The sequence below is a fragment of the Saccharopolyspora griseoalba genome, assembly GCF_042665275.1.
GTDB lineage: Bacteria > Actinomycetota > Actinomycetes > Mycobacteriales > Pseudonocardiaceae > Saccharopolyspora > Saccharopolyspora griseoalba.
Map to the genome: position 1 here is coordinate 220,858 of NZ_JBHTCJ010000004.1, position 15,747 is coordinate 236,604.

Genomic DNA, 15,747 nt, shown 5'->3' on the forward strand with positions numbered 1-15,747 from the left:
AGAGGACTCCCGCGATGAAGCGCATCGCCGCGACCTGCGCGTCGGCGCTCGGGGCCGTCTTGCTGCTGGCCCCGCCCGCGTCCGCCGCGGACGAGCCGACCGTTCGCGAGCTGCTGGAGAAGTGCGACAACGGCACCGACGTCTGCGAGTTCCACCCGGAGGGCGAGCCGGAGCACTACCAGAACACCTCCGAGCCGGTCGGCGCGCCGGTCTACAACTGCACGGATCGGCAGCAGCTGATGAACGTCTCCTGGTCGGACGGCACCGCGGAGAGCAACAGCGTCGGCATGTCCATGTCGGCGGGCTTCGGCGAGGTGTTCAAGGTGACCTTCGAGGCCACCTACGGCCACGCGTGGCGCTCCGAGCACACGGAGTCGCAGACCACCTTCATCGAGGTCCGGCCGGGCGAGGTCGGGCGGGTCTACCACGGCGCGAAGATGCAGAAGGTCAAGGGCAGCTACGAAATGCACTTCCCGGACGAGTTCCACGACCACTACATCTGGTACGTGAACGGCTTCGAGGCCTACGGTCCGGCCGACGATCAGGGCGGCACCGTCACGCAGTCGACGCGCCCGATGACCGAGGAGGAGCAGCAGGCGAACTGCGGCTGATCCCGCATCGCCGCGCCGCTGGCGGGTTCGACCCGCGCGGGGCGGCGGAGTCGCAGGTCAGCGTGGGAAAAACGGCAACCGCGTTCGCTCGTGCGCGGTTGCCGCAGCTTGGTCGGACGTTGCGAAACGTTGATCGTCGTGAAGGATCGGTCGCTGTCCGTATCCGGTTTCCCGCCTGCTAAAGTCGCGCAGTAGTGCCGTGGCTTCCCCGCTCGGGGAGGGGCGGCACCGCTACTGGAGTTTCCCGCCGCGCCGGCTGATGGAAGCCGGCCGATGTCTTCCCGGCCGGTTCCGACCGGCTCGCGTACAGGAGGTTCGCGTGCTCGGCGCCTTCCGCTCGGCTCTGGCAACGCCGGACCTGCGCCGCAAGATCCTGTTCACTCTGGGAATGGTGGTGCTCTACCGCGTGGGCGCGACGATCCCGTCGCCCGGCGTGAGCTACCCCAACATCCAGCAGTGCATCCAGCAGATCCAAGGCAGCGGCTCCGAAAGCGTCTACTCGCTGCTCACGCTCTTCAGCGGCGGTGCGCTGCTGCAGTTGTCGGTGTTGTCGCTGGGCATCATGCCCTACATCACCGCGAGCATCATCATCCAGCTGCTGCAGGTGGTCATCCCGCGCTTCGAGCAGCTGAAGAAGGAAGGCCAGTCCGGCCAGGCCAAGCTGACCCAGTACACCCGGTACCTGACCATCGCGCTGGCGATCCTGCAGGGCACCGGCATCGTGGCGCTGGCGGTTCGGGGACAGCTGTTCCAGGGCTGCACGGTCTCGCCGATCCCGGACGACTCGGTGCTGAACCTGATCACCATCGTTGTGGTCATGACCGCCGGTGCGGCGATCCTGATGTGGATGGGTGAGCTGATCACCGAGCGCGGGATCGGCAACGGCATGTCGCTGCTGATCTTCGTCTCGATCGCTTCCCGGATCCCCGCCGAGGGCGGCAACATCCTCAAGAGCCACGGCGGCCTGGTCTTCGCCATGGTCTGCGTCTTCGCGGTCGCGATCATCGCGACGGTGGTGTTCATCGAGCAGGCCCAGCGCCGGATCCCGGTGCAGTACGCCAAGCGCATGATCGGCCGCCGGATGTACGGCGGGACCTCGACCTACCTGCCGCTGAAGGTCAACCAGGCGGGCGTCATCCCGGTCATCTTCGGCTCCTCGCTGCTGTACCTGCCTCAGCTGATCGGCCAGCTGGCCGGGCAGAACGACACCTGGTGGTCGCGGTTCCTGCAGACCTACATCGTCGATCCGTCCAGCTGGGTGCACATCCTGCTGTACATGCTGCTGATCATCTTCTTCGCCTACTTCTACGTGTCGATCACGTTCAACCCGGAGGAGCGGGCGGACGACATGAAGAAGTTCGGCGGCTTCATCCCGGGCATCCGCCCGGGGCGGCCGACCGCCGAGTACCTCAGCTACGTGCTCTCCCGGATCACCCTGCCCGGCTCGTTGTACCTGGGCATCGTGGCGATCCTGCCGATGTTCTTCCTGGGCCTGACCGGCGGTCAGGGCGGGAACCAGAACTTCCCGTTCGGCGGCACGGCGGTGCTGATCATGGTCAACGTCGGCCTGGACACCGTGAAGCAAATCGAGAGTCAGCTCACTCAGCGCAAGTACGAGGGCTTCCTCCGGTAAACTCGAGCACTCCGGGTGTGCCCTGCGGCACACCCGGAGTGGCGTGTGTAACCGGTACCGTACGGCCGTGTTCACCCGGGCGTAGCCCATGCGTAGTCTGAATTGACCGCGCTGGCCGGGAGGACGGGTGGTGCGCAGCTCGTCAGCAAGTGGCGCGCGATGGCGATGATTCGGAGGCAGACCCTTGGTGCGATTGGTTCTCGTCGGTCCGCCCGGTGCGGGCAAGGGCACCCAGGCGGCGGTGCTGAGCGAGAAGCTCGGCGTGCCGCACATCTCCACCGGCGATCTGTTCCGCGCGAACATCGGCAACCAGACGGCTCTGGGGCAGAAGGCCAAGAGCTACATGGATGCCGGTGAACTGGTGCCGGACGAGGTCACCAACGAGATGGTGCGCGACCGCCTCGATGACGACGACGCGGCCAAGGGCTTCCTGCTCGACGGCTACCCTCGCAACACCGCGCAGGCCGACGTGCTCAGCGGAATGCTCGGCGAGAAGGGCATGGAGCTCACCGCCGTCATGCAGTTCGACGTCCCGGAGGAGGAGCTGGTCAAGCGCATGCTCGAGCGCGGCCGCTCGGACGACACCGAGGACGTCATCCGGCGCAGGCTGGCGGTCTACCAGTCGGAGACCGCGCCGCTGCTGGAGTACTACCAGGGCAAGATCATCAAGATCGACGCGGTCGGCAGCGTCGAGGAGATCAGCTCCCGCGCGATGGAAGCGCTGCGCAACCAGGCGTGAGGTGCGCGTCCGGCCGGTCACTTCGGTGGCCGGCCGGTACTTTTGTTCAGTGCCGGGCGGGACCCGGCCGTACCGCGAAATACTTTCGAAGGTGAGTGCCGTGTTGCGTCGGGGGAAGGGCATCGAGCTCAAGTCGCGCGGTGAGATCGAGGCGATGCGCGCCTCCGGTCTGGTCGTGGCTCGGGCGCTGGCCGCGGTGGCCGAGAAGGCGGTGCCGGGCGCGAGCACCGGCGAGCTGGACGCGGTGGCCGAGCAGGTCATCCGCGACGCGGGCGCGGTGCCCTCGTTCAAGGGCTACCACGGGTTCCCGGCCTCCATCTGCGCCTCGGTCAACGAGCGGGTCGTGCACGGCATCCCCTCGCGCCAGGAGGTCCTCGCCGAGGGCGACCTGCTGTCGGTGGACTGCGGCGCGATCCTGGACGGTTGGCACGGCGACTCCGCGGTGACCCTGGCCATCGGCGAGGTCAGCGCGGCCGACCGGGCGCTGTCGGCGGCAACCGAGGCCTCGATGTGGGCGGGCATCGAGCAGGTGCGCGCGGGCAACAAGCTCACCGACATCTCGCACGCGGTCGAGCAGGCGGCGCTGGCCGCTGCCGCCGCCGACGGCCGGGACTACGGCATCATCGCCGAGTACGGCGGCCACGGCATCGGCACCCAGATGCACATGGAGCCGTTCCTGCCCAACCTCGGCAAGCCGGGCCGGGGCCCGAAGCTGCGGGTCGGCATGGCCATCGCGGTGGAGCCGATGCTCACCCTGGGCGCGGCCGACACCGAGGAGCTCGACGACGCGTGGACCGTGGTCACCGCGGACGGCTCGCGCGCTGCGCACTGGGAGCACACGGTGGCCATCACCGAAGACGGCCCCTGGGTCCTGACCAAGGCCGAATGACGGTCCCGCCGGGGCGTGCGGCCAGCCCGCGCGGTTCCCGGCGCGACCGCCCGGTCAGCTCTTCGGGCGGCGGCAGGCGTAGATGCGGGCCGGCGGCACGTTGCGCCACACGGCGCTGCGCGGGAGGACCTCGTCGAAGGTGTCCTCCAGGGCGCTGACGAAGGCCTTGGTCTGCTCCCGCCACAGCGTCGTCAGGTAGGTGACCGTGGTGAACACGGCGGAGTCGGTCATCATCGAGGCGGCCTCGGCGAGCAGGGCGCGCTGCCGGTCCGGGGGGAGCAGGGTCCACGGGATGCTGCTGATCACCGCGTCGACCCGGTCGATGCCCAGGTCGGCGAGGATCTTGCGCAGGTGGTGCGCGTCGCCCTGGACGACCTCCAGCCAGGGCTTGGTCTCCCGCAGGTAGTTCACCAGCTGGGGGTCGATCTCCAGGGCGAGGTGGCGCGAGCCCGGCGCGATCCGGCGGTGCAGCGGTCCGCTGAGCGCACCCGTTCCCGGACCCAGTTCGAGCACCGTGCAGGGTTCCTGCGCCGGCACCAGGTCGGCGACCGCGGTCGCCACGTACCGCGAGGTGGGCAGCACCGCTCCCACCGTGGACGGCGAACGCACCGCCCGGTGCACGAACGTCAGGTATTCCTGCGACTTGCTCACGGCTTCTCCCTGCCCTCCGGACTGACGGGCTGACCGTAACTGGTCCGCGATCCGGCCCGCGCAGCAGCATCCGTGCAGGTGATAAAGGGCTTTCGCCGGGGATACCCCGAACGTCGCGCCTGGCAACCCCCTCAGCTGAGGGGGTTGCCGCCCAGGTCAGACGAGCGGTCTGCGGCAGATGTAGTGCAGGATCGGCGGCACGCAGCGCCAGGTCGTGGTGGTGAGGACCTCGTCGAAGGTGCTCTCCAGCAGTTCGCGGAAGTGCCGCCCGCCGGCGCTGCGCTCCGCGGGCAGGTAGGTGAGCGCGGTGAACACCCCGTGCGGCGGCAGCGCCTCGGCGGCCTGCCGGAGGGTGTGCTCCTGGGCGTCCGGCGGCAGCAGCGACCACGGGATGCTGCTGATGATCGCGTCGGGGGCGTCGATGTGCAGCTTGTCCAGCAGCGCGGACAGGTCGCCCGCGTCGCCGTGCACGACCTCCAGCCAGGGCTTGCGGGTGCGCAGGTGCTCGACCAGCTCGCCGCCCAGCTCGATGCCGACGTGCCGGGCGCCCTCGGGCAGCCGGGCGTGGATGCCGTCGCTGAGCGAACCGGTGCCGGGGCCGAGCTCGACCACCACCGGGGCGCCGGTGGTGGGCACGACCTGCCCGACGGTGGCGGCCACCGCGGAGGTGGTCGGCGTCGCGGCACCCACCTCGCGGGGGTGCAGCAGCGCGCTGTGCAGGAAGGTGCGGTACTCGTCGAGCCTGCCCACGGCCGACTGGGCGGCCTCCGCGAGCCGCGATGCGGTGGAACGTGTCACGCTGCTCCTCGTCTGCTCCCCGGTGGTGAACGTCCTCGACCGCGCTGTCGAGCGTGTGATCGAAACTAGTGAGGGGGCGAACACCTCCGCAAGCCGCCGCACAGGCGTGCGAGATGACCGATCAAGACGACCGGACGGTGCTCGCCCCGTCGCCGAGCGTGCTCGGACGCCGCTTGAGCTGCCCCGATGTGGAGCGGCCAATGGGCTCCGCGTACTATGGAATATCGGCGCACGAGTGGCGCCGGTTCGTTGTGCCTGGGTGATCCGTCCGGGTGGCTCTTTCCAGCCTATCCGCTGCGGATGAACATCGGTATTTCGTGCCGGGCCGGACGTGTGCCGGTCGTGGTCGCCGGGTCCTCCGGCGTCCGCGGCAGGGGTCGCGAGATCCCGCAAACCGTCACCGTCACGAAACGCGGAGGACATGGGCAAGAAGGACGGGGCCATTGAGGTCGAGGGTCGAGTGATCGAGCCGCTTCCCAACGCGATGTTCCGTGTCGAGTTGGAAAACGGCCACAAGGTCCTCGCACACATCAGTGGCAAGATGCGTCAGCACTACATCCGCATCCTGCCCGAGGACCGGGTCGTGGTGGAGCTCTCGCCGTACGACCTTTCCCGTGGGCGCATCGTCTACCGCTACAAGTGACCTCCACGGTGTCCGGGGCGACCCGGACACGCGTCCGAGCAGGAGAGCACGACCGTGAAGGTCCAACCGAGTGTGAAGAAGATCTGCGACAAGTGCCAGGTCATTCGTCGTCACGGACGAGTCCTGGTGATCTGCGACAACGCCCGGCACAAGCAGCGCCAGGGCTGAGCGCGGACCACTTGGGTCGCAGCAGCGCACAGCGATGAGAAGAACTCCCGCAGCCTGCCGGTTCGAACGTGAACCGGTGAGACCCCCGGGCCAGGCCGGGGCTCCGCACGCACGTGCGGGGGCGGTGCGGGAGCAGACCTGGACCGAGTGAAGGAGAAGGAGCCGACATGGCACGGCTCGTTGGAGTCGACCTCCCGCGCGAGAAGCGCATGGAGATCGCGCTCACCTACATCTACGGAGTCGGTCGGACCCGGGCCAAGGAGATCCTCTCCGGCACCGGGATCTCGGCCGACCTCAAGCCGCGCGACCTCGATGACGACCAGCTGACCAAGCTGCGCGACTACATCGAGGAGAACTACCGGGTCGAGGGTGACCTCCGCCGTGAGGTTCAGGCCGACATCCGCCGGAAGATCGAGATCGGCTGCTACGACGGCCTGCGGCACCGCAAGCACCTGCCGCTGAACGGGCAGCGGACCAAGACCAACGCCCGTACCCGCAAGGGGCCGAAGAAGACGGTCGCCGGCAAGAAGAAGGCCGGACGGAAGTAAGCCTCACTAGGAGACACCTGAAGCTATGCCACCCAAGTCTCGCGCTGGCGCCGTGAAGAAGGTGCGGCGCAAGGAGAAGAAGAACGTCGCCCACGGGCAGGCTCACATCAAGAGCACGTTCAACAACACCATCGTTTCGATCACCGACCCCACGGGTGCGGCGATCAGCTGGGCCTCCGCGGGCCACGTCGGGTTCAAGGGCTCCCGCAAATCCACCCCGTTCGCCGCGCAGATGGCCGCCGAGAACGCGGCCCGCAAGGCCGCCGAGCACGGCATGAAGAAGGTCGACGTCTTCGTCAAGGGCCCGGGCTCGGGCCGGGAGACGGCGATCCGCTCGCTGCAGGCCGCCGGCCTCGAGGTGGGCACCATCCAGGACGTCACCCCGCAGCCGCACAACGGCTGCCGCCCGCCGAAGCGTCGTCGGGTCTGAGCCGCGGGAAGGAGTAGACAACACCAATGGCTCGTTACACCGGTCCCGCGACCCGCAAGTCCCGCCGGCTGAAGGTCGACCTCGTCGGCGGCGACCAGGCATTCGAGCGTCGCCCGTACCCGCCGGGGCAGCACGGTCGCGCGCGCATCAAGGAAACCGAGTACCTGCTGCAGCTCCAGGAGAAGCAGAAGGCCCGGTACACCTACGGCGTGCTCGAGCGCCAGTTCCGCGCGTACTACGAGGAAGCCAACCGCCGCTCCGGCAAGACGGGTGAGAACCTGCTGCAGCTGCTGGAGAGCCGGCTGGACAACGTCGTGTACCGCGCCGGCCTGGCCCGCACCCGCCGGATGGCGCGTCAGCTCGTCAGCCACGGCCACTTCACGGTCAACGGCAAGCGGGTGAACGTCCCCAGCTTCCAGGTCTCGAAGTGGGACATCATCGACGTCAAGCCGAAGTCGCTGGGCACGACGCCGTTCCTGATCGCCAAGGAGACCCTGGGCGAGCGGCCCGTCCCGGCCTGGCTCCAGGTCGTGCCCTCGAACCTGCGGATCCTGGTGCACCAGCTCCCGGAGCGCGCGCAGATCGACACCCCGGTCACCGAGCAGCTCATCGTCGAGCTCTACTCGAAGTGACGCGTTCCGCCGGCGGCCCGACGCGGTCGCCGGCGGTCGCAGCCCACGGTGGCGGTGCAGGAATCCGTCACCGGCCCGCTTCGAGCGGGCATGCCGTTCCATCGGCGTCAAATAGCGGGCGCCGTGAGGAAAGGATTACGAAGTGCTCATCTCCCAGCGACCCACGCTGTCCGAGGAGGCGGTGTCGGAGACCCGTTCCCGGTTCGTCATCGAACCGCTGGAGCCGGGCTTCGGCTACACCCTCGGCAACTCGCTGCGTCGTACCCTGCTCTCCTCGATCCCGGGGGCGGCGGTCACCAGCCTGCGCATCGACGGTGTGCTGCACGAGTTCACCACGATCCAGGGCGTGAAGGAGGACGTCACCGACGTCATCCTCAACATCAAGGAACTGGTCGTGTCCTCCGAGGAGGACGAGCCGGTCACGATGTACCTGCGCAAGCAGGGCCCCGGTGAGGTCACCGCGGCGGACATCGTGCCGCCCGCCGGTGTGACCGTGCACAACCCGGATCTGCACATCGCCACGCTGAACGCGAAGGGCAAGCTGGAGATCGAGCTCGTCGTCGAGCGTGGTCGTGGCTACGTCCCTGCGATGCAGAACAAGCAGGCCGGCGCCGAGATCGGCCGGATCCCGGTCGACTCGATCTACTCGCCCGTCCTGAAGGTGACCTACAAGGTCGAGGCGACTCGTGTCGAGCAGCGCACCGACTTCGACAAGCTGGTCCTCGACGTGGAGACCAAGCCGTCCATCACCCCGCGCGATGCGGTGGCGTCGGCCGGCCGGACCCTCGTCGAGCTGTTCGGGCTCGCCCGCGAGCTCAACGTCGATGCCGAGGGCATCGAGATCGGCCCGTCGCCGGCGGAGGCCGACACCATCGCGGCCTACGCGATGCCGATCGAGGACCTCGACCTGACGGTGCGCTCCTACAACTGCCTCAAGCGGGAGGGCATTCACACCGTCGGCGAGCTGGTTTCGCGCAGCGAGGCCGACCTGCTGGACATTCGCAACTTCGGTGCGAAGTCCATCGACGAGGTCAAGATGAAGCTGGCCGGGCTGGGGCTCGCCCTCAAGGACAGCCCGCCCGGGTTCGACCCGTCGGCCGCGGCGGCCGAGTACCCGGCCGAGGGCTGGTCCGCCGACGAGGACGGCGAGGAGACCACCCTGGGTTCGTTCGGCTCGGTCGAGGACAACGGCTTCGACGACGGTCAGGACTACGCGGAGACAGAGCAGCTGTAGCTGTGTTGCGCGTCCGGGGTTCACCGGCGCGCCCTTGAGAGGAGCAACCGATGCCCACCCCGACCAAGGGTCCGCGTCTCGGCGGGTCCCCGTCGCACGAGCGGCTGATCCTGGCCAACCTGGCCACCTCGCTGTTCGAGCACGGTCGGATCACCACCACCGAGGCGAAGGCGAAGCGGCTGCGGCCGATCGCCGAGCGGCTGATCACCAAGGCCAAGAAGGGCGACCTGCACAACCGTCGCGAGGTCATGAAGACCATCCGCGACAAGGACGTCGTGCACAAGCTCTTCGAGGAGATCGGTCCGTTCTTCGCCGACCGCAACGGCGGTTACACCCGCATCGTCAAGACGATGCCGCGCAAGGGTGACAACGCGAAGATGGCCGTCGTCGCGCTGGTGGAGGAGAAGACCGCCACCGCCGAGGCGGAGGCCGCTCGCGGCACCAAGTTCGCCAAGGACGAGCCGAAGGCCGAGGAGCCCGAGGCCGACGAGGCCGCGGAGGAGACCACCGAGGCCGCCGAGGCGACCGCGGAGGACACCGCCGCTGCGGACAACGCTGCCGAGAAGAAGGACGACGAGTCCTGATCTTGGCCGGTGAAGTCGTGAACGAGCCCGCTGCTCCCGCTGGGGAGGGCGGGCTCGTTCGCGTGCGCGCCGAGCTGTCCTACGACGGCACGGACTTCGCCGGCTGGGCCAAGCAGCCCGGCCAGCGCACGGTGCAGGGCCTTTTCGAGGACGCCCTGGCCAAGCAGCCGCCGGGCAGGCGGGTGCCGCGCTCGGTCGTGGTGGCCGGCCGCACGGACTCCGGCGTGCACGCGGCGGGACAGGTCGTGCACTTCGACGTGGAGCCGCTGGACCCGGCGCAACCGGGCCGCCTGCGGGTCGATTCCGAAGGCATCCCGGATCTGGACCGGATGGTGCACCGCTGGAACCGGATCCTGCCGCCGGACGTCCGGGTGCGCGGCGCGGAGCGGGCGCCGGCGGGCTTCGACGCGCGCTTCTCGGCGCTGCGCCGCCACTACCGCTACCAGGTCTCCGACGCCCCGTGGGGCGTGGATCCGCTGCGCCGCAGGGACACCCTGGCCTGGAACCGGCCGCTGGACACCGGCGCGCTCAACGCCGCGGCCCGGGAACTGCTGGGGCTCAACGACTTCGCGGCGTACTGCAAGCCGCGCGAGGGCGCCACCACGATCCGCGAGCTGCAGTCGTTCACCTGGACCCGGGAGGCCGAGCACCTGATCGTCGCCGAGGTCTCGGCCGACGCCTTCTGCCACTCGATGGTGCGCAGCCTGGTGGGCACGCTGCTGATGGTCGGCGATGGCCGCAGGCGAGCGGACTGGCCCCAGGAGCTGCTGAGCTCCGAGGTCCGCACCACGGCCGTGGCCCCGCCGCACGGCCTGACCCTCCAGGCCATCGACTACCCGCCGGCCGAGCAGCTGGCCACCCGAGCCGACCAGGCGCGAGCGGTGCGCGACCTCGGCAGCGCCTGAGGCGGGGCCTGCCCGGTCAGTTCTTCGGGCTGAGGGTGTCCTCGATGGAGGGCTTGGGCTCTCCGGGCTGCAGCGTCGAGGGCACCTCGATCTTCGGCGCGGGATCCGGCGAGTCCTCCTCGGGTTCGCCGAACACCGCGGGCGCGGCGTCCGGCGGAGCGCCGAACAGCTCCTCGGGATCGTTCTTGATCCGCGACTCGTTGCTGCGCTCCTGCGCTCGGGCGCCCTGGCGGCCGAGCATCCCGCCCATCATGCCCATCGGCATCATGCCCCCGGCGACACCGGCCCCGGCGGCGCCCACGGCGGCCCCGGCAACACCGCCGGCCGCGGCGGCAGCCCCGTCGCCCTCGGACGGCTCGGCCGCGCTCGAAGTCCCACCGGGCGCCACGGGCTGCTCCCCACCGGGAGCGGCGGGGGCTTCCGGGGCGATCGAGGTTCCCGGGGCGGCCGGGGTTCCAGAGGTCGGTGCGCCCGATCCCGGTGGTGCCGCGGGCGAGTCGGCCGGTGCCTGCGGCTCGCCGCCGAGCTCGTCGCAGCGGTGGGCCAGCTCGCGGTAGGACGCCCGGACCGCGTCGAGCACGTCGTTCACCGGCTCGGTGAGCTCCAGCAGCCGCTCGCGGGCCCGCTCGGGGTCGGCCTCGCGCACCTCCTCGACCGCGTCGGCCACCAGCTCCCGCAGGTCGCGGGTCTGCACCCGCAGCGCTTCGGCGGTGTGCTCCAGCGCCTCGGCCAGCGCGCGCATGGCGTCGGCCAGCTCGTTGCCGGACGACCCGAGCTCGCGCGCGTGCGCGAGGAAGGCGTCCGCGTCCTCGCCGTCCCACGCCGCGTCGATGCCGCCGAGCTTGCCGGAGAGCTCGCCCGAGGCCTGCTCCGCGGAATCGGCGAGCTCGCGCCAGCTCTCGGCGGCGGTGCGCAGGTCGTGCTGCCGCCCGAGCAGCTGCTCGGCATCGGACGGGATCGCGTGCGACACCTCCAGCGCGTCGGCCGCCCGCGTCAGCGCGGCGAGGTCCTCGGTGAGCTCGTGGTGTTCCCGCGTCATCGTCAGACCTCCTGTCCGCGCAGGTTCCCGGCGTCGTCGCCGGCGTGGAAGTCGACGACCGCGCGCAGCCCGTCGCCCGCCTCGGTCAGCGCTTCGGCCGCGCGATCGCGCCGCTCCAGCAGCGCCGCGCGCAGCCGCTCGTACGAGTCGGCCGCTCCGCGCCCCAGCTCGCCGAACGCCTCCGGCGCCACGTGCACGTCGCGGTCCGCGGTCGCGGCGATGTCCTCGCCCGCCGCGCGGACCTGCCGCGCGTAGTCCGCGAGCCGGTCGAGGTCGACCCGGATTCCCCGCATCGCCAAGCACCTCCAGGTTGTCCCGGTGAAACGACGAACCGCCCGCAGCCAACCCCGGCTGCGGGCGGTTCGCTCATTCCTCGGACGTGCGGACCAGGCGGTTCGGTTCCGCCTGAATCGGACCGATCAGCTGCCCGCGGCGGCCCCGGCCTGCGGGTTGTCGCTCTTCGGCGGGCGGTTGACCCCACCGGCGCCGACCGGCACCGAGTCGTAGGTCATGCTCGCGTTCGCCGGGTCGAGGAAGTCCCCGCCGGGCAGCACCCGCATCAGCCAGGACGGGCCCGCCTTGAGATCGCGGGCGTTGCCGATCACGCCGAGGCCCTGCGCGGTGGCGGCGTCCTTGATGCCGTACTGCACGCCCTGGTCGGAGACCAGGAAGATCGGACCGCTGCTCGCGCCGGCCTCGTTGGAGGTGCCGCGCACCACCGCGGACTTGCCCGCCGGGGCGTAGTAGTAGTCGACCTTCGGGCCGGTGTCGTCGGCCTGCGCCAGCTTCACGGCCGGCTTGACCGCCGGGCTGCCCTGGTTGACCGTCACCGTGATGTTGTGCGCGCCGTTGATGTTCTTCCAGCTCAAGCAGGAGGTGTCGGCCTGCTGGAAGGTCGTGGGCTTGGGCACCTCCATCGGGAAGTACGACAGGTCGAGCTGGTCGCTGCCGCTGGCGTCCGGGGCGTCGGTGATGGCACCGGTGGCGTTGGGGATCGCACCGCTGTTGCTCTTGGCGGCGTGCAGCACCGCCGCGGCACCGGCGTTGATCTCCAGCTTGCCGCTGGGCATCAGCGCGAAGTACTGGTCCTGCTCGCCCGGCACGGTGCGCTTGACCACGTCGCCGGCCTGGTAGCGGGACATGTAGTCGAGCTGGCCGCCCTCGATGTCCGGGACCTGCAGGTCCGGCACGGTCGGGATGGCGTTGAGCATGTTGGTGGTGATGGTGCGCGGGGTGGCGCTGTTGAGGCCGTAGATGTCGCGCACGGTCTCGGCGTCGTCGCTGATCTTCGACTTCACCGCGTGGGTGTGCTGCCGGTTGCCGCTGAGGTCCTGCACCCGGTAGATGAGGTACTCCTCACCGGAGCTCTGGTCCTCGACGAACAGCGACCGGTTCGGCGCGAGCTCGGCGCCGTGGTTCCCGTCGCCGCCGATGACCGTGGTCTTGACCTCGGTGGCCTCCTCCACGCGCGAGTCGCTGACGTTGGCCACGTCGCCGACGTCGCAGATCGCCCACGAGGGCTCCGCGGGGTTGTCCGCGCTGGGCAGGTAGGTCGGGGCGTTGACCATGCCGGTCACCGGGCCGCGAGGGAAGTCCGCGAGCGCGGCCTCCTTAACCGTGGTGGTCGGCACCGAGCCGCTGCCCTGCTGCCCGCCCTGCGCCATGACCAGCAGCTTGGCCGAGGCCATGTTCAGCATCGGGATGAGCCGCTTCTGCGCGCGGTCGTCGGATGTGACGACGAAGACGCTGCCGCTCTCCTTGGCGATGACGATGTTGCCCGGTTCCGGAACCGTGCCCTTGCCGCCGAACAGGCCCCAGACCAGGAACCCGATCACACCGATGGCGGCCAGAGCAGCTCCCGCGCCCGTTGCCCGCTTGTGCGAGCCCATCGGGTCGTGGAGCATCACGGCGTCCTTGCGCACCAGCGCCGACTCCATGCGGCGAAGCACGAACCGATAGGCCTGGACCTGTGACTTCGTTGTGGGTGTTGATGCCATTCTTCGCCTACAGCTCTCCCGTCCGAGGTACGGTCTCGCAGGATAGTCGCTGAGTTATGCCGAATGGGTGCGGTTCGAGGGACTCGCTCAGTATTCTCTTCACGCGGCTAGCACCCGGATCGTTCTGCGCCGCACTTAACCTGCGAGGGGGAGAGACCGAACGGTGTCCGTGCCCACACAAGACCCGGCTCAGCCGAAGGCCCCCGGGCCCGCCAACCCGCCACGCACGCGAATCCGCGCGCGACGCAGGCGGATCAACGGCGTGACGCTCGGTGGCATCCCGGCGGCCAACATCGTGCTCGTCGAGGTCGGTCTGGGGATCGGCGCCGGCGTTTTCCTGATCAACCCGCGGGACCCGGTCATGTGGTCCATCGCGGGCGGAATCGCCCTGCTGGCGCTGATCATCGCGCTGCTGCGGCGGCGCGGCCGCTGGTTCACCCAGTGGTTCGGCCTGGTGCTGGAGTACCGCGGCCGCAACCACACGCGGGTGTCCGATCCGGCCAGCGTCGACGCCGCCGAGCCCGCCGAGGACAAGGACGGCGACGGCATCATCGGCCCGGACGAGAACCATCGGGTGGCGCTGCTGCGGCTGGTCGTCGAGGACCTGGTGATCGCGCGGACCCAGGACCACGACCGCAATCCGGTCGGGATGTCCTGGCACAACGGCAAGTGGACCGCTGTGCTGATGGTCGAGCCGACCCCTTCGCTGCTCAACCCGGTGGACAACGCGCCGAACCTGCCGCTGGGCGTGCTGGTGCCCTGCCTGGAGGACCGCGGTGTCGTGCTGGACGCGATCCAGCCGATCTGGCACTGCTACCCGGGCAGCGCGGCGCTGCCGTCGAACTCCCCGGCGCTGAACTCCTACCTGGAGGTGCTGGGCAGGCTCCCGGCCGCGGCCCGCCGCACCACCTGGATCGCGGTGCGGCTGGACCCGCAGCGCTGCGCCAAGGCCATCGGCGAGCGCGGTGGCGGCGTGCTGGGCGCGCAGCGCGCGCTGCTGGGCGCGCTCTCGCGCGTGCGCAACGCGCTGGAGCAGCAGGGCATCACCTCGCGCCCGCTGGACCCGGACGAGCTGCTGCAGGCCGGGATCTCCTCGGCGGAGCTGCACGGCGTGCTCGGCACCCAGCGCCCCGTCGCGCTCAAGGAGCGCTGGGACGGCGTGACCGCCGGCCAGGTGGGCCACTCCAGCTACGCGATCACCTCCTGGCCGAACCAGATGAACGACAGCCTCAACGCGCTCACCGGAATTCGCGCGCTGTCCACCAGCATCGCGCTGTCCATCTCGCCGGTCGGCGAGGACGGCGAGGTCGGGCTGCGCGGGTTGGTGCGGGTCAGCGCCCGCACGCCCAACGAGCTCGACACCGCCGATGCCCGGTTGAAGGCCATCAGCAACCGTCTCGGGATGACGCTGACGCCGCTGCGCGGTTCGCAGCTGGCAGGTTTGGCGGCGACCCTGCCGCTCGGAGGTGCGGCATGAGCCGAAGCAGAACGATCGACGTGCCCGGAAACCAGGGCGTCGCACCGGAATTCCTGGTCACCCCCGAGACGCTGGACGCGATCAGCCCGTCCGGCGACCGCGGCGGCGTGATCATCGGGTCGGACGCGCAGGGCGAGGCGCAGGCGGCGTCGCTGCTGCGCAACATGCCGACCAGGATGGTCACCGTCGGCGGCCTGTACCTGGCGCGCCAGCTGGCGCTGCGCGCGATGGCCACCGGCGCGTGGGTCATCGTCGCCACCGGCCGCCCGGCCGCGTGGAAGGTGCTGGAGCGCGCTGCCGGGCAGACGCCGGACGGCAAGCCGGTGCCGCTGGTGCAGATCCGCCGACTGGCGCCGTTCGACCTGCCGCGCTCCTCGGAGGACACCCCGCTGCTGGTGATCCACGACGGGGGCGCCGTCCCGCAGGAGCTGTTCCCGCCCCGCGCGGCCTGGCAGACCACCATGTACGTGCTGCCCTACCTGCACCCGCAGGTCAGCAGCGGCAACGCGGCCAACACCGCCGACCTGGTGCTGCTGCAGCGGCTCCCGCTCAACCAGGCCCAGCTCGCCCAGCGCATCTGGAGCCTGCGCAACCACCAGGTCCAGCCGCTCACCCAGCTCCAGGACGACCAGGTCATCGCCCTGGGCAACATGACCTGGTCCATGATCCGCCTGGTCACCAACCAGCAGGAGAAGGAAATCCTGGGCCCAATCCGCCGAGGCGACTAACCCGCGGAGATCTCGCAGTTTGGCCCAAAGCTGCACCCCGC

The 15,747-nt window shown here is 70.0% G+C and carries 19 protein-coding genes; 14 read left to right on the top strand and 5 right to left on the bottom strand.

The features are described from left to right. The first annotated feature begins 14 nt into the window (after positions 1-14). The 4 genes from ACFQRI_RS09905 to map all read left to right on the top strand — a co-directional run bounded on the left by ACFQRI_RS09905 (position 15) and on the right by map (position 3,872). Entirely contained in the window at positions 15-611 is a 597-nt protein-coding gene (locus ACFQRI_RS09905; RefSeq protein WP_380666890.1) for a hypothetical protein, read from the top strand. Positions 612-930: 319 nt separating this feature from the next. Then, the gene (secY, locus tag ACFQRI_RS09910; protein WP_380666892.1) at positions 931-2,244 is read left to right on the top strand and encodes a preprotein translocase subunit SecY; all 1,314 of its coding nucleotides are present in this window, start codon (positions 931-933) and stop codon (positions 2,242-2,244) included. 184 nt (positions 2,245-2,428) lie between these two features. Further along, on the top strand, positions 2,429-2,983 hold the full coding sequence (locus ACFQRI_RS09915) for an adenylate kinase (protein WP_380666894.1): 555 nt from the start codon (positions 2,429-2,431) through the stop codon (positions 2,981-2,983). A 100-nt stretch (positions 2,984-3,083) separates the two neighbouring features. Next, entirely contained in the window at positions 3,084-3,872 is a 789-nt protein-coding gene (gene map / locus ACFQRI_RS09920; RefSeq protein WP_380666896.1) for a type I methionyl aminopeptidase, read from the top strand. A 54-nt stretch (positions 3,873-3,926) separates the two neighbouring features. Here the strand turns inward: map and ACFQRI_RS09925 are convergent, their stop codons facing one another. Both ACFQRI_RS09925 and ACFQRI_RS09930 read right to left on the bottom strand, forming a co-directional pair. Next, entirely contained in the window at positions 3,927-4,523 is a 597-nt protein-coding gene (locus ACFQRI_RS09925) for a class I SAM-dependent methyltransferase (protein WP_380666898.1), read from the bottom strand. A gap of 156 nt (positions 4,524-4,679) precedes the next feature. After that, entirely contained in the window at positions 4,680-5,321 is a 642-nt protein-coding gene (locus tag ACFQRI_RS09930) for a class I SAM-dependent methyltransferase (RefSeq protein WP_380666900.1), read from the bottom strand. Between the two features lie 421 nt (positions 5,322-5,742). On the opposite strand from ACFQRI_RS09930, the gene infA reads away from it, so the two are divergent. The 8 genes from infA (at position 5,743) to truA (ending at position 10,465) form a co-directional block, all read left to right on the top strand. Then, positions 5,743-5,964 (top strand): translation initiation factor IF-1, encoded by a 222-nt coding sequence (gene infA / locus ACFQRI_RS09935; protein ID WP_009948665.1) that lies wholly within the window; start codon positions 5,743-5,745, stop codon positions 5,962-5,964. Between the two features lie 54 nt (positions 5,965-6,018). Beyond that, positions 6,019-6,132: a 50S ribosomal protein L36 gene (gene rpmJ / locus ACFQRI_RS09940; protein ID WP_093414693.1), complete on the top strand. Its 114-nt coding sequence runs from the start codon at positions 6,019-6,021 to the stop codon at positions 6,130-6,132. A 167-nt stretch (positions 6,133-6,299) separates the two neighbouring features. After that, positions 6,300-6,680, top strand: coding sequence for a 30S ribosomal protein S13 (gene rpsM, locus ACFQRI_RS09945; protein WP_380666903.1), 381 nt, complete (start codon positions 6,300-6,302; stop codon positions 6,678-6,680). A 25-nt stretch (positions 6,681-6,705) separates the two neighbouring features. Next, complete coding sequence (gene rpsK / locus ACFQRI_RS09950) at positions 6,706-7,110, top strand: 30S ribosomal protein S11 (protein WP_380666905.1); 405 nt, start codon at positions 6,706-6,708, stop codon at positions 7,108-7,110. Positions 7,111-7,136: 26 nt separating this feature from the next. Beyond that, positions 7,137-7,742, top strand: coding sequence for a 30S ribosomal protein S4 (rpsD, locus tag ACFQRI_RS09955; RefSeq protein ID WP_380666907.1), 606 nt, complete (start codon positions 7,137-7,139; stop codon positions 7,740-7,742). Positions 7,743-7,884: 142 nt separating this feature from the next. Next, positions 7,885-8,976, top strand: a complete 1,092-nt coding sequence (locus ACFQRI_RS09960; RefSeq protein ID WP_380666909.1) for a DNA-directed RNA polymerase subunit alpha — start codon at positions 7,885-7,887, stop codon at positions 8,974-8,976. Positions 8,977-9,026: 50 nt separating this feature from the next. Further along, a complete protein-coding gene (gene rplQ, locus ACFQRI_RS09965) occupies positions 9,027-9,560 on the top strand; it encodes a 50S ribosomal protein L17 (RefSeq protein ID WP_380666911.1) in 534 nt (177 codons plus the stop codon). 17 nt (positions 9,561-9,577) lie between these two features. After that, on the top strand, positions 9,578-10,465 hold the full coding sequence (gene truA / locus ACFQRI_RS09970) for a tRNA pseudouridine(38-40) synthase TruA (RefSeq protein WP_380666913.1): 888 nt from the start codon (positions 9,578-9,580) through the stop codon (positions 10,463-10,465). A gap of 16 nt (positions 10,466-10,481) precedes the next feature. Here truA and ACFQRI_RS09975 read toward each other — a convergent pair whose 3' ends face one another. From ACFQRI_RS09975 to eccB, 3 genes are all read right to left on the bottom strand, one after another. Then, complete coding sequence (locus ACFQRI_RS09975) at positions 10,482-11,504, bottom strand: WXG100 family type VII secretion target (protein ID WP_380666915.1); 1,023 nt, start codon at positions 11,502-11,504, stop codon at positions 10,482-10,484. 2 nt (positions 11,505-11,506) lie between these two features. Continuing rightward, positions 11,507-11,797 carry a hypothetical protein gene (locus tag ACFQRI_RS09980; protein ID WP_380666917.1) on the bottom strand — a complete coding sequence of 97 codons (291 nt, stop codon included), beginning with the start codon at positions 11,795-11,797 and terminating at the stop codon, positions 11,507-11,509. Positions 11,798-11,923: 126 nt separating this feature from the next. Then, the gene (gene eccB / locus ACFQRI_RS09985) at positions 11,924-13,501 is read right to left on the bottom strand and encodes a type VII secretion protein EccB (RefSeq protein WP_380666919.1); all 1,578 of its coding nucleotides are present in this window, start codon (positions 13,499-13,501) and stop codon (positions 11,924-11,926) included. 262 nt (positions 13,502-13,763) lie between these two features. Between eccB and eccE the strand changes: the two genes are divergently transcribed. Beyond that, entirely contained in the window at positions 13,764-14,978 is a 1,215-nt protein-coding gene (eccE, locus tag ACFQRI_RS09990; protein ID WP_380666921.1) for a type VII secretion protein EccE, read from the top strand. Further along, positions 14,975-15,706 carry a hypothetical protein gene (locus ACFQRI_RS09995; protein ID WP_380666923.1) on the top strand — a complete coding sequence of 244 codons (732 nt, stop codon included), beginning with the start codon at positions 14,975-14,977 and terminating at the stop codon, positions 15,704-15,706. Before eccE ends, ACFQRI_RS09995 begins: the two co-directional genes overlap by 4 nt. The last annotated feature ends 41 nt before the right edge of the window (positions 15,707-15,747 follow it).